General features: G+C 42.8%; 11 protein-coding genes. 5 read left to right on the forward strand and 6 right to left on the reverse strand.

Going from position 1 to position 13,612, the window contains the following annotated elements; genetic code table 11:
• The first annotated feature begins 15 nt into the window (after positions 1-15).
• From JUI58_RS23960 to JUI58_RS23980, 5 genes are all read left to right on the forward strand, one after another.
• Positions 16-906: an ABC transporter permease gene (locus JUI58_RS23960; protein ID WP_204106375.1), complete on the forward strand. Its 891-nt coding sequence runs from the start codon at positions 16-18 to the stop codon at positions 904-906.
• Positions 903-1,781 (forward strand): ABC transporter permease, encoded by an 879-nt coding sequence (locus JUI58_RS23965; RefSeq protein WP_204106376.1) that lies wholly within the window; start codon positions 903-905, stop codon positions 1,779-1,781. Before JUI58_RS23960 ends, JUI58_RS23965 begins: the two co-directional genes overlap by 4 nt.
• Before the next feature lie 66 nt (positions 1,782-1,847).
• The gene (locus JUI58_RS23970) at positions 1,848-2,942 is read left to right on the forward strand and encodes a spermidine/putrescine ABC transporter substrate-binding protein (protein ID WP_204106377.1); all 1,095 of its coding nucleotides are present in this window, start codon (positions 1,848-1,850) and stop codon (positions 2,940-2,942) included.
• Positions 2,943-3,010: 68 nt separating this feature from the next.
• Entirely contained in the window at positions 3,011-4,177 is a 1,167-nt protein-coding gene (locus JUI58_RS23975; RefSeq protein ID WP_204106378.1) for an ABC transporter ATP-binding protein, read from the forward strand.
• A 197-nt stretch (positions 4,178-4,374) separates the two neighbouring features.
• A complete protein-coding gene (locus JUI58_RS23980; RefSeq protein ID WP_204106379.1) occupies positions 4,375-5,613 on the forward strand; it encodes a response regulator in 1,239 nt (412 codons plus the stop codon).
• A gap of 20 nt (positions 5,614-5,633) precedes the next feature.
• Here the strand turns inward: JUI58_RS23980 and JUI58_RS23985 are convergent, their stop codons facing one another.
• From JUI58_RS23985 to JUI58_RS24010, 6 genes are all read right to left on the reverse strand, one after another.
• Positions 5,634-6,746 carry an ABC transporter permease gene (locus JUI58_RS23985; protein ID WP_204106380.1) on the reverse strand — a complete coding sequence of 371 codons (1,113 nt, stop codon included), beginning with the start codon at positions 6,744-6,746 and terminating at the stop codon, positions 5,634-5,636.
• Positions 6,747-6,771: 25 nt separating this feature from the next.
• Positions 6,772-7,638, reverse strand: a complete 867-nt coding sequence (locus JUI58_RS23990) for an Npun_R2479 family HD domain-containing metalloprotein (RefSeq protein WP_204106381.1) — start codon at positions 7,636-7,638, stop codon at positions 6,772-6,774.
• A gap of 133 nt (positions 7,639-7,771) precedes the next feature.
• The gene (gene minE / locus JUI58_RS23995) at positions 7,772-8,290 is read right to left on the reverse strand and encodes a cell division topological specificity factor MinE (RefSeq protein ID WP_204106382.1); all 519 of its coding nucleotides are present in this window, start codon (positions 8,288-8,290) and stop codon (positions 7,772-7,774) included.
• A 104-nt stretch (positions 8,291-8,394) separates the two neighbouring features.
• Complete coding sequence (gene minD, locus JUI58_RS24000; RefSeq protein ID WP_204106383.1) at positions 8,395-9,192, reverse strand: septum site-determining protein MinD; 798 nt, start codon at positions 9,190-9,192, stop codon at positions 8,395-8,397.
• Between the two features lie 37 nt (positions 9,193-9,229).
• Positions 9,230-10,132 (reverse strand): septum site-determining protein MinC, encoded by a 903-nt coding sequence (gene minC, locus JUI58_RS24005; RefSeq protein ID WP_204106384.1) that lies wholly within the window; start codon positions 10,130-10,132, stop codon positions 9,230-9,232.
• A gap of 181 nt (positions 10,133-10,313) precedes the next feature.
• Positions 10,314-13,448, reverse strand: a complete 3,135-nt coding sequence (locus tag JUI58_RS24010; RefSeq protein WP_204106385.1) for a plasmid replication protein, CyRepA1 family — start codon at positions 13,446-13,448, stop codon at positions 10,314-10,316.
• Positions 13,449-13,612 lie beyond the last annotated feature (164 nt).

The raw sequence follows: 13,612 nt of genomic DNA on the forward strand, positions 1-13,612 counted from the left end.
CTCAATTTTTTTATTATGAACTTTACTCAACTAAACCTAAAAGAAAAAATCAATTCATATTTTCAGACAGATACCCGAAAAAAACTCAATCTTTTTGTCTTCCTTTTTCCTGCAACATTATGGCTAATCTGCTTTTTTATCTTCCCTTTAAGCATTGTTCTCGTTTATAGTTTTCTGGAAAGAGGAACTTATGGAGGAGTGAGTTGGATATTAACACTAGAAAACTATCAACGTCTTGCTAATCCCATTTATTGGACAGTCTTTTTCCGGTCCCTTTATCTTGCCTTCTTAACCACATTTGCCTGTTTATTAGTGGGTTATCCTCTCGCTTTCTTCATCGTAACTCGTCCCCCTCAATGGCGCAATATTTTATTACTCCTAACAATAATTCCTTTCTGGACAAACTTTCTCGTTAGAATCTATGCGTGGATTGTTTTATTAAGAAGTGAAGGAGTCATTAATATTATTATTCAAAGCCTAGGCATTAGCAATGAACCTTTAGAATTACTGTTCAACTCCTTTGCTGTTTCCGTCGGCTTAATCTATGGCTATCTCCCCTTTATGATTTTACCCTTATATTCAACCATTGAAAAATTTAATTTCTCCCTGATTGAGGCTTCCCAAGATTTAGGTGCAAACGATTGGCGCACTTTTACTAGAATTGTTTTACCCTTAACTTATCGCGGAATTGTTGCCGGTTCATTACTGGTTTTTATTCCAGCCGTGGGAGAATTTGTAACACCAGATATTTTAGGAGGTGCCAAAACACTCATGATGGGAAACTTGGTTCAAAGTCAATTTCTGGCAGCCAGAAATTGGCCTTTTGGGTCTGTTTTGTCCATTGTGATGATGGCGATCGTCTTACTCCCGATTATTGTCTATTTTAGAATTTCAGAGGAAAAATGACTATCACGCCAACCGCAAACAAAAAAATAGATTTGTTAATCCGTTCTGGCGGAAAAACAATGCTATGGTTAAACTCTATTGTTGCATTTGTGTTTCTCTATGCCCCTATTTTAATTCTGATTATCTACTCTTTTAATCAATCGCGATCGACTGCAGTTTGGCGCGGTTTTACTCTCGATTGGTATCTCGACCTTTTTGCCGGTTTAATGGGGAAGGGAAGCCCAGCTAATACTCAAATCTGGTCTGCACTAGGAAATAGTATTATTGTTGGGGGAATTTCGACGATTTTGGCGACAATGTTAGGAACCGCGATCGGGTTGGGAATGGAAAGATTTCGCTTTCGAGGACGCACAATTTTAGAAGGACTCCTGTTTCTTCCTATTATTATTCCTGATATTACAATGGGGATTTCTCTACTTATTTTCTTTAGCTTTATTTTTCAATTGTTAGAAAATATAACAGGAATGCGTTTAGTTTTGGGTTTACCCACCGTTATTATCGGTCATGTCTCTTTTAATATCTCCTATGTTGCAGTGGTTGTCAGAGCAAAAATTGCCGAACTCGATCCGGCTTTGGAAGAAGCCGCATCAGATTTAGGTGCAAATGAATGGAAAACCTTTCAACGAATTACTTTACCGTTAATTGCACCGGGTATCCTCAGTGGCGCATTATTAGCTTTTACTTTATCACTAGATGATTTTGTGATTACTTTTTTCACAAACGGAGTTGGTTCAACAACATTGCCCGTTTTCGTGTACGGTATGATTAAATTATCCGTGACTCCAGCCATTAATGCGATTTCAACCATTATGCTCTTACTCTCCATCGGTATTGTAATTTCTTCTTTGGCACTGCAACAGGATTCAAACTTATAATAGAATAAAGATAATTTGCCATACTCCCATCTCTGCTCATTTTTTTGTATTAACGAGGAAACAATAATGAAAAAATTTCTAATTCTTCTACTTTTGTTCGTTTTCGGCTTGACTATACCATTCGGATGTGCTGTAAGTAGTCCGGACTCTGCTAATACAGGAAGTAATGGGAAGGGAAATACTGGGGAAGTTCTAAATATTTACAATTGGTCAACCTATATTGATGAAGAAACAATTCCAGAATTTGAAGCAAAGTTTAATGTCAAGGTTCAATACGACACCTTCGAGAGTAACGAAGCACTTCTGGCTAAAATTCAACCTGGAAATCCTGGCTACGATATTATTGTACCCACGGGGGATTTTGTCGAAAATATGATTGCTCAGGGTTTACTCGAAAAACTCAATCACGATAATATCCCCAATCTTAAACATCTTGATGAAGCCTTTGTTGATCCGCCTTTCGATCCCGGAAATCAATACAGCATTCCTTATCAATGGGGAACAATGGGTATTGGTTATAATATTGTAGCAACAGGAGGAGAGATAACAAGCTGGAAAGAAATTTTCGATGCTAAATATAAAGGAAGAGTCGCATTAATGGAAGATTCTAGAGCAATGTTAGGCGTAACTCTGATGTATTTAGGTTACGATCCCAATACGATCAATAAAGGTGAAATTGCAGATGCAACAGAGTTTATCATCAAGCATAAAGACGCGATCGCGACATTTGCACCAGATACCGGACAAGATTTACTCGATCAAGGGGAAGTTGATATAGCAGTAGAATGGAGTGGCGACATTTTTCAAATTATGGAGGAAAACGAAAATATTCGTTATGTAATTCCCAAAGAAGGGACGATTATCTGGACGGATAATTTAGCCATTCCTAAAGATGCCCCTCATAAGGAATTAGCCGAAAAGTTTATAAACTTTGTTCTCGAACCAGAAGTGAGTGCAAGAATTTCCAATTATGTCAAATTTGGTTCTCCTAATAAAACCTCCCGCGAAGAAAATCTCATTGAAAAAGAAGATCTAGAAAATACCAGCATTTACCCTTCCGCAGAAATATTTAAGCGCTTAAAATATGCTGATGATTTGGGCAAAGATACCGCCTTATACGACCAAGCCTGGACTGAGATAAAAGTGGCAGTTGGAGGATAAGAAAACCGGAGATTCTCATCTCCCCAATTGGGGAGACTAGCAAGCATAAATTGGAGGATAGCTGAAGAATGGATGCAGTGCAATTAGTTAATATATCAAAGGTATTCACAGGGCAGAGTAATCGGGAAGTTCTGGCGGTGAATGATGTTACTCTGCATATTAAAGAAGGTGAGTTTTTCTCGCTTCTAGGGTCTTCTGGATGTGGGAAAACGACTATTTTACGCACGATCGCCGGGTTTGAGTTGCCCACTTCTGGAGAAGTCTACATTCATGGGGAAGCAATGGGCGATCGCCCCCCTTTTCATCGCCCCGTGAATACAGTTTTTCAAAATTATGCCCTCTTCCCTCACCTCTCCGTTGCCGAAAATGTAGCCTTTGGCTTGGAGATGGATCGTCTTCCCCGAGAGAAAATTCGCAGCCGCGTCGGAGATGTTCTGTCCTTGGTTAAACTCAATGGTTTAGAGGATCGCCGTCCCCGTCAACTCTCCGGGGGACAGCAACAGCGAGTCGCTTTAGCAAGGGCTTTGGTCAAACGTCCGCAAGTGCTACTATTTGACGAACCTTTAGGAGCCCTCGATCTGAAACTGCGAAAGGAAATGCAGATCGAACTTAAACAGATGCAGCAAAAGGTCGGCATCACTTTCGTTTATGTAACTCACGATCAAGAGGAAGCATTAACCATGTCCGATCGCATTGCGGTTTTGAGTGCGGGACAAGTGTTGCAGGTGGGTACCCCAACAGAAATTTATGAAACCCCCAATTGTCGCTTTGTGGCGGACTTTATTGGGGAAAGTAACTTTTTGGTGGGACGGGTAATTGAATGGCGATCGGGGGGGGCGATCGTCTTGGTTGATGAGGAATTACCTATTTCTGTGCCTTACGAGTCGGAACTTCCCATTGGCAAAATTGTCACTCTCGTTATTCGCCCAGAAAAAGCGACCATTCACCCAGAAAATTATCTGGATGAAAAAGGATTACTGGGAACAATTACAGAAGTCATCTATTTAGGAACCGATACTCGCTTCGTCGTGCGCCTGACCTCACAAACACTAATTTTAATTCGCAGACAGAACTTATATCGCAATAACTTAAGTTTATTTTCTGTAGGGGAAAGAGTAAGAATTAGAGTGGCATCGGATAGCATCCGAATTTTAGAAGAAGTTGACCCTCCCCGCTCTCAAGAGACGGGGATTTGGAAGCACTCCAGTATTTCTCCTAAAGCTGCCAAGGATTGAAATCCCTGTCTCAGATAAAGAATCTATTTTAATGGATTAGGGTTATCGCGAACCCACTTGCCTGGCCAAAAATCCTTGATAGACCAGTAGTTATACTGATTTTTCCGGTTTTTCCGGTTTTTCCGGTTTTTCACGAGTTTTTCACATTTCTTAGTTAGACTACTCTCAACAATGTTAAAAAAAGTAAAGAAAAAAATATGTCTACCACTACTCCAACCTTAGTCAAACTCTATAAAACCATTATTAACCTCTATCAAAAGCAAGCTACTGGGATATTTACCCTCACCTCGGGCAAAAAACAATGGCAGTTCTTTTTTAATCAAGGTCAAATCGCCTACGTTGTCGATCGCCAATTCCGAGTCCGTCGCTGGAAACGTGCGGTTAGAGAGCAAAATGGTCAGATGGAAACGAATTTTATCCCAACAGCCAACCGCGATCCCTGGGAATATTACTATCTCCTCCAAGAAGTCAGCCAGCAAAAACTAAGTCCCGCCAAAGTTAGAGGGATTATTCAAACTGTTTTGCGAGAAACTTTATTTGCGATCGCCGCCGAGAGAGAAATTAAAGGACAATGGCAATCAGGTTGGAAACTGGCAAAAATAGCGAAACCCGAACTCTCCTTACCCGCAAATGTGCTTAAGCCTCTCTTCAGCGAAATTCAACAACTCAAAGCCGACTGGCAAACCTTGGGTTTAAATCCCCAATATGCCGATCACGCCCCCAGCTTGCAACTTTCAGAAGACCTATTGCAATCAAGTAGTGCCACCTTACTAAACTTGAAACCGCTACTTAACGGCAAGCGTAGCTTTTGGGATCTTGCCGCCACCATGAAACAATCCTTTACAGCAGTTATTCGCCTTTTGCGCTACTACATCCAACAAAAGGCGATCGCTTGGAGTGCGATCGCAGATTTACCCACCCCCTTCAAAACCGTAGCGACTCCCACCCCCAAAGACCTCTCTTCCTGTCCCCTCGTTGCTTGCGTTGATGATAGCCCTCACGTCTGCTATCAGATGGAAGAACTACTAGAACAACTCGGCTATCGTTGTTTTAGCATAAACGACCCCGTGCAAGCACTTCCCGAACTGATGCAGCACAAACCCGACTTTATTCTCATGGATTTAGTCATGCCCGTGATGAATGGCTACGAACTCTGTTCTCATTTGCGCCGCGTCCCTTCCCTGCAAGAGACACCAACCGTTTTAATGACAGGTAGTAAAAATATCGTCGATCGCGTCCGAGGCAAAATGGTGGGTGCTAATGATCTCCTCCTCAAACCGATCGAACGAGAACAACTCAAAGAACTGCTCAAAAAATATCTAACCCCCGCTAACTCTCAGTCTACCAAGAATCCCGTAGGTAATTCCCGAGAGCTTGCCACACCTACAATGAATTTAGGTCAGTATAATTACCAACCTGCAATGGCAATCACCTAATCTCCATTCATTCTCTCTACTCATTTCAAACTGCGCGGATCGAGAGCATCCCGTAAACCGTCCCCCAAAAGATTGAACGCCAATACTGTTAAAATAACCAACAAGGAAGGCGACCAAATCAACCAAGGCTGCAATACTAAAATTGAAGCATTTGTTGCAACCGAGAGTAAATTTCCCCAAGAAGGATCTGGTTGTTGAATACCCAAACCGATCAGACTGAGAACAGATTCCGCAACAATAAAACTGGGAATTGATAACGTAGCCGAAATAACAATATAAGTTGCAGTTTGAGGGAGAATATGACGAACAATAATATAGAAAGGGCTTGCCCCGATCGCCCGTGCTGCATCCACAAACTCTCGTTCCTTGAGGGAAAGAACTTGACCGCGAATCACCCGCGCTAGTCCCGCCCAACTGACAAAAGAAGTAATTACAACAATCAAGAGAAAGCGTTGAGAACTCGTCAGTCCAGAAGGTAAAACCGCCGCCAGCGCTACTAATAAATAAATCGTGGGAATGGTCATTAAAACTTCCACAAAGCGCATTAAAAACGCATCCCACCAACCGCCAAAATAACCGGAAATTCCCCCGACCAACATTCCGAGGGGAAAAGAAATTGCAATTCCCACTAAACCAATGCTCAAACTAATTCTACCCCCAAATAAGAGGCGACTGAATTGATCTCTGGCCTGTTCGTCAGTGCCTAAAATATTAATTTTGCCTTCCCCCACTGCCCCAAATAGATGAATATCCATTGGAATACCTGGAAAAACCGTGGTTTCGGCAAACTTCGGCGGTAGGGGTAACTTAATTTGGAAGAGATTGTAGGGAACTCCTCGAACAAAAAGACCCAGAGAAGATGGCTGGGAAAAATCAACTAAAAGTTCGCGATCGCCAGTTTCCAAATCCGTCGGTCCCTGAGTTGTTGGGTAAATATGAGGACCGACAAATTCTCCTGCTTGATTTTGCCAATAAATTTGCGTTGGCGGTAGAAGAGAACCATCGAGTTGAGAATCGTAGGGATTATAAGGGGCAATAAAATCAGCAAAAATTGCCGTGAGATAAAAAATAAGGAGCAAGATTGCTCCAAAACGAGCCAAGGGGTTTTTTCTAAGTTTGCGCCACCAATCCATATTTTACTCACTAATAAACAATTATTTAAGAAGGAATTTGCTTTTGTGACTGTCCGATTCTATGTTCGTGTTCAACCACAAAAATATTAGAATAGAGATTAGCAAGAATTTGCTGACCCTCTTGGGTCAAAGAAAGATACTGGAGATCATCTTGAATGTAAGGATACACCGCATCCCAATAGAATTTAGCATAATTGTGCCGCAAGTCTCCAGGATTTTTGAATCCCATCATTTGATTGGCCCCAGTTTCTTCAAATTCATAAAATAGAGCGCTAATTTTCTTTAAATAACGGGGATCGCTGAGTTGACCGATGAGATCGGAAGAGCGAATTAAACCTGGATAATTGACGGTATTTTTACCATCTTTTTGACTGGGGACAGGAAAGCGAGTTAATTCGATACTGCGCTTAATTAATTCTGCATCGATCAAGAGATGGCCGCCAAAGCGTTCGTCAATAAAGAGTTTACCTCGATCTACATGATAGGGGGTGAGGGAGGCATCAGAATAGGCCGAGGAAATATGAACCATTTCTCCATTTTTTCCCGTCGCGTAGAGTCTTTCTTTGTCGTTATCCTGACGACAAACCCCCTTAACATAACCGATATCGTGGGAGACGAGAGCAATAATAACGTGCAACCAATCTTCGCAGGAAACGCCCCCCTCGCGAATATGTTTTCCTCGCAGGATTTCTTGACCCACGAGAGTGACCAGAATTGAATGTTCGACATTGTGGTACAAGGCATCGCTATTGGCAATATTTTCCATTGCCATGCTGCCTGCCCAAGCAATAATATCAGCGTAATCTGGCTTTAAACCGCCATAAGTGCGGCGATAGCCTTCCCGCAATCTCCGAACAAATTCATCGACCAGGATTTCCGTAGCGTTAAACACGATCTGTCCACCAAAAATCAATTTTAAAAATATCTATAATCTTGAGTCTGATTCTTGCTTTATCTTTTAACTCTAACAAAGAAAGCTCGAGAACAGGAGAAACCTAGATTTCTGCGGTTTTTTCCGTTTCCTCTTATTTTTCGAGTTCTTCCTCGTCTGGACTGGGAGGATTTTGAGAAGGTTCTGCGATCGCCTCCTCTGTCTCTATTTTCTCTGTCTCTATTTTCTCTGTCTCTATTTCCGGATCGGGTTGCTGGGGCGATCGCGAACTTTCATCCAAAGAATTTTCGGTTTCGGGGCTAGGTTCTACAATATTTTCAGGTTCGGGGATCGGTTTTGGGGTAATTTGTGCTGATTCTATAACAGGAACGATACGGCGAATGGGAAGATTAGCAATCAGAGCCGTCATGCCATCATCACTTTCTAGAGAAAATTCAGAAGATTCTGTATCGATATCGACATAACGGGCGACAACTTGCAATATTTCTTGTCGCATGGCCTCGATCCTTTCTGCACTCAAACCCGAGCGATCGTGGGCGATAACTAGCTTTAAGCGCTGTTTGGCCGTGAAACTGGAACTCACGGTCTTACTACTGAAAAGTTTTCCGAGAAGTTCGCTTAACATAACCCAGAGTTGTTTAAAAATCGACACGATCTGTTTGATAGTTGATAATTGATAGTTGATAGTTGATAGGTAAGTAGTTGATAGTTGATAGTTGATAGTTGATAGCGGGGAGGAAATGGGTGAATATTTCTTTAATTGCGAAAAAAGCGGCGAATGCGATTGAAAAGGGTGTTATGGGCTGCCATGAGGTCGAGAAAGGGGACTTCTTCGCCATCTAAACGCCTGGCAATATTTTGAAAGGCGATCGCCGGGAGAGTCAAATTGGTGTCCATAACGACGGGTTCTCCTTTATTACTGGCAATGATAATCCGTTCGTCATCGGGAATGATACCGATGGGGGGAATCGCTAAAATTTCGAGTACATCCTCGACGCTCATCATATCGTTCAATTGCACCATTTCTGGTCGGATGCGGTTGACAATTAACTTGATGTCTTTAATGTCATTCGCTTCGAGTAGCCCGATCGCGCGATCGGCATCTCTGACGGCGGTAACTTCCGGGGTGGTGACGATAATGGCTTCATTGGCGGCGGCGATCGCATTACGAAAACCCAGTTCGATCCCGGCGGGACAGTCGATTAAAACATACTCAAAGGATTCGGCGATCGCGCCGATTAATTTTTCCATCTGTTCCGGGGTGACGGCTTCTTTATTGCGACTTTGGGCGGCGGGAAGCAAGGCCAGTCCGGGTTGGCGTTTATCTCTGACGAGTGCCTGTTCTAAGCGACAATCACCGGCGATCGCGTCAATGGCGGTATAAACAACGCGATTTTCTAAACCTAAGAGTAAATCTAAGTTTCTTAAACCAAAGTCCGCATCGACTAAAGCAATTTTGCGACCTCGTTGGGCGATCGCGCTGCCAAGATTGGCGGTAATAGTGGTTTTGCCAACGCCTCCTTTACCGGAGGTAATAACAATAATACGACTCATATTCAGTTATTAGTTATTAGTTATCAATTATCAGGGTTTAGGAGAAGGAATCAACCCAACTTTCGAGATTGATGACGAAAGAATGGGTCTTAAAGAAATTTACCGCCCGAGCGAGGCGAATACCAGAGGGGGTCATATAAGCAATTTCTGGATAATAGCCCTCGGGGGGACTTTCCGGGGGACGGGCGATCGCTTCACCAATTCGCAGTTGAGTGGCTTCCATTTGTAGGGCGAGAATTTGACAGGTATAGTTTCCTTGAGATCCGGCATGGGCAATGCCGCGCAAGCGTCCCAAAATGAGAATATCTCCGGCTGCGATCAAGGTACTACCTGGATTAGTATCCCCTAAAACGACGATGGTGCCGGGATGTTGCACTTCCGATCCCGATCGCACGGTGGATTTAATATACATGGGTGGGGACCAGTTTTCGGCGGAGGAGTCGGCGACTTGTTGCAGATCGACGGCCATGGCATGGGTCTGTTGGTCCACAGAATAGCCCGCAGTGGCTGCTGCAACGGCGGTTTGACGGCGACTGGTTTTCACGCGCTGCAAGTCCAGATTGGCTTTAGCTAGGGCTTCGGCAATGGTTTGCAGTTGGCGGGTATCGAGGAGTTGATCGGCGGCGATGAGTTCGATGGGGGTGCCAGGTTGCCAAAACTGTTCTCCTGCGTTGAGGCGATGTTTGAGTTGTTCCCAAATCTCCGTCCAGTGTGCCTTAACGGGCAGTTTTTGGGTTGTCGGGAAAATGAGGTGGAGTTTACCTTTATGTTTGACCAGACGAACTTGCGATCGCGGGTTAACGAGGGCAATATCGCCTTCTTTTTTGGCTGGGGAGGGGGATTTTGGGGGGTCTGGCGCTCTTTCGGCCTCGGTTTCTAGGGAAAGTTCGTCGAGGTCGGTATCTTTGGGGGAAATGGGGCTATCGGAATCGTCACTCATAAGGGGTACATGGGCATCGCTCGATCGCCATCCTACCGCAAAGTAGGGGTTTGGTCTCCAAACCCTCTTCTATTATTTTGCTGTTTCTCGAATCGTCGCGCGATCGCCAGATTCTCCTCTAATATCCCATCAGGAATTAAAATAGAATTAAAACAGGGTTTGGAGACCAAACCCCTACGGTTTAAAATAAACTTAATTGAATGCTATTATTTTGCTCATTTTCTGAGTGTTTTTCTAACTGTTTGTCTAATCGTCGTGCGATCGCCAGATTTTCCTCTATTCCATCAGGAATTAAAACAGGGTTTAACCATTGCGCGAATACAGCTAAACGGCCATCATTGGGAAGCACTACTTTATAAACGCGAGTGCGAGTCGTGCGCTTAACTTTTTTATCTTGACTCCGTTTTCCTTCGCATTTAATACATTTTACCCCATAGCCAATCTGTTCGAGAAAACGACGCATAATTAAAACTGGACTGGCATTTTTCGCAATACCAATACCCAGAACTGTTTTAATAAAGGCACGATTATCTATGGCTATTTTTTGCATCGCTTTGAGATCGGAATCGCTATTTCTTAATTCGCGATCGGGATCGTCTAAAAGTACGGAAAGTCCTAATACTTCCATTGTGCCAATCTTAGCGCCTAATTGAGAACGATTAAAGTCTGGAGCGAAAATTTTTCCTTCTCCTTGTGCGAGAAGTTGTTTCGCTTTAGCTGCATCGCGATCGGCTAAATATTGCCGTCCGACTGTGAGAAAATAATGCAAACGCAATTGAGCATACCAGCCATTATCATCTTTAACCACTAAGTCTGGTGTAATCTCAATCTTATAACGCTGAAAAAGTTCATATTTCCGCAATTTTCGCCGTTGAGGATAAGTTTTAACTAATTGTTTTTTGAGGATTTGATATTCGCGATCGCCAATATCAGCAGCAAACGCGATCGCCTCGCATTCTTCTTGATAATTGCGATCGCGTACTTCGGCGATCGCTGCTTTCAACCCATCAATTTCTTTTTTCTCTTGCTTTTTCTCTTTTTCTCCTCTTTTCTTTTTCTTCTCTTCTTCTTTCTCTTCAACAATATGTCCTTCTGCTAATAATGCAGTCAAAATTGTTTTACGATACTCCAGCATGGCAACATTAAAACGCACGGCAAACTTTGCCCAACAGAGCAAAGATTCTGCCTGAAATCCTGTTTCTAGGTCATCTAAGGCAGCAAAATCCGATTGCTGGAGTAATCTCACATTGAGTTGAGTTAAGCGCTGTCCAGAGCTTAATAGAGCAGGAATTGAAGTGGAACCATTGCCCACTTGATTAAAGCCAAAAGAGGCGATCCAGAGATAGCGAGGAACATTTTCACGAATACGCCCGATCGCCTGACGCACTGAGTTTTCTGATTGAATTCCTTGAGCGATCGCCCATACGGAAGTAAAGTGACCTCTTAAATCAATGCTCACTCCAGTTTCGATAGAAGGACTCGCCAGAACAATATCATATTCACTTAAAACCCCATTCAAGTCATTCATGCAGCCATAAGAAGCATGAGTGGGATCGACAAGGGATTCTGAATCAATCCGCAAAATTTTAGACTTGGGAAACTTCTCTTTTAAATATGCCTCTAAATTGCGAGTTCCCCATTGACTTTTCAATTTTTGAGCAGAGAGACAGACAAATGGTTTCCCCCCATCAGCAATATGCGCTTCTAAATCTCTCACAAGGCGATCGGGGGCTTCATCGGGATAATGATACACTTCCCAAGCATTGTCGCGATCGGGTTGCCAATCATTTTGAATAATAAAAGGCTGTAAATTAACTCCAGCTAAAGAAATCAAATAATCCAAAGAAACATCAGTTAAATCGGCATCAGCAACATAAACTTGTCCCTCTCCACCTAAAACATTTTGCATTAATGTTTTTAAAGATTTGAGAATAGAAACGCGATTTCCTTGGCAAGTTTTCGAGTTGAGTCCGTGCCAAAGAACTTGCTCTACTTCATCAATAATTACTATTCCATCTTGCCAGTTTGCCGCATTAAATCTCCCTTGAGAATTGGGATGTAGGGAATCTATACATAAACCATAACCCAAGATTCCTTTCGATTCATCGTCGCGGACTTCTGTAATATAATTTAAGCCAAAACGTTTACATAAAGATTCCACTAAACGCACGCGATGACCGATCGCTAATACCCATTTTTTCTCGGCGATCGCCTGTTTAACAATACTTTCTAAAAATTGTGTTTTCCCTGTCCCTTTGGGTGATTTAATGCCAATTAAACGCGCTTGTTTAGGAATAGTCAACTCAGAAAGATAACGGCAGTTAAATTGATAATGAACTGGATAAGTGAGTTGATTAAAAGCAACTGCTTTCCATGTTTCCAAAGTTGGGGCAATTTCGTAAGCGCGATCGAAGGTTTCTAATCCTTTGTGAGAGATCAGATCGTCAACTCCTTTACCCCAGTCTGGATGCCAAGTTATAACTTTTACTTCACATTCTTGTTGAGATAATAAGTATCCTGTTTGACGAATGGCTGCATTAACTGCTTTAACTGTGTTGGGTTTAGTGTCGCGATCGAAGACAATATAAATCGGGCGCTTATTTTGGGCTAGTTTTTGGAGTTGGGGAATAAGTCTTGCTTTGCCAATGAGATCGCCGAATTCGTTGCGGGGGACGCGATAACCCCCATTGACTCCAGGCAGCGCGATCGCGGCATAACCCGCAGTCAACAAGGCACCGGCTTTTTTTGCCCCCTCCGTAATACATAAAGGAATCTGAGGATATTTCATCAACCACTGCCAAAAACCAGCATCGGGTTGTTCTGTGTCGATATCTTCCGATAAAATAGGCTGGTTATAGCGTTCTGATATATTCTCCCAAAGGTGCTGAGGTACTTTAAGGGCAAAAACTCCGGTAGAGGTTTGCGGCGGATGTTCGTACTTAATCGGTTTGTGACGTTCTAAGCTCACTCTGGGAGAAATGGGTTTAAAGCATCCCCAGAGGTCATTATCTCCCGTCAAAATATCGATCCCCGAACACCACCATCCCCCATCTTCAAGGTGCTGATAGCGTTCAAGGAGAGAGTTGCGGATGCGTCCATCATTCCGTCGAGGAATACTATCAGCATAAAACAGATAGTCGTAGGGGCGATCGCCTTCTAAGGCTGTAACATTTAAGCGGGTGAGTTGTTCGTCCACGCAACTCTCTTGCCATTCTTGTAGATAATTATCGCATTGACTGTCTCTTTCCCTTTCCCTGGGAACACTTTCAGCTATTGACGCATTATTCCAATCTAGTTTTACTCTCTGTTTACTCATTTTTCTTCTTTGTCGATGGCTGAGAGGACTATTCTACGTCAATCAAGGAAACAAATAAAAATAAAGAAGAATTAAGAATTATTTCATTTAAACAACAATTTTATTGTTTAAGAGGTTGGTAAAAGCAGCGAATAGCAACAAATTCAAGGGTTTGCCAGGCATTT

Origin of the sequence: Spirulina sp. CCY15215, assembly GCF_016888125.1 — a bacterium.
Classification (GTDB): domain Bacteria; phylum Cyanobacteriota; class Cyanobacteriia; order Cyanobacteriales; family Spirulinaceae; genus CCY15215.

Excerpts from the sequence above, each read along its gene's own strand:
- JUI58_RS23960 (WP_204106375.1), top strand. The coding sequence starts at position 16 with ATGAACTTTACTCAACTAAACCTAAAAGAAAAAATCAATTCATATTTT.
- JUI58_RS23965 (WP_204106376.1), top strand. The coding sequence starts at position 903 with ATGACTATCACGCCAACCGCAAACAAAAAAATAGATTTGTTAATCCGT.
- JUI58_RS23970 (WP_204106377.1), top strand. The coding sequence starts at position 1,848 with ATGAAAAAATTTCTAATTCTTCTACTTTTGTTCGTTTTCGGCTTGACT.
- JUI58_RS23975 (WP_204106378.1), top strand. The coding sequence starts at position 3,011 with ATGGATGCAGTGCAATTAGTTAATATATCAAAGGTATTCACAGGGCAG.
- JUI58_RS23980 (WP_204106379.1), top strand. The coding sequence starts at position 4,375 with ATGTCTACCACTACTCCAACCTTAGTCAAACTCTATAAAACCATTATT.
- JUI58_RS23985 (WP_204106380.1), bottom strand. The coding sequence starts at position 6,746 with ATGGATTGGTGGCGCAAACTTAGAAAAAACCCCTTGGCTCGTTTTGGA.
- minD (WP_204106383.1), bottom strand. The coding sequence starts at position 9,192 with ATGAGTCGTATTATTGTTATTACCTCCGGTAAAGGAGGCGTTGGCAAA.
- minC (WP_204106384.1), bottom strand. The coding sequence starts at position 10,132 with ATGAGTGACGATTCCGATAGCCCCATTTCCCCCAAAGATACCGACCTC.
- JUI58_RS24010 (WP_204106385.1), bottom strand. The coding sequence starts at position 13,448 with ATGAGTAAACAGAGAGTAAAACTAGATTGGAATAATGCGTCAATAGCT.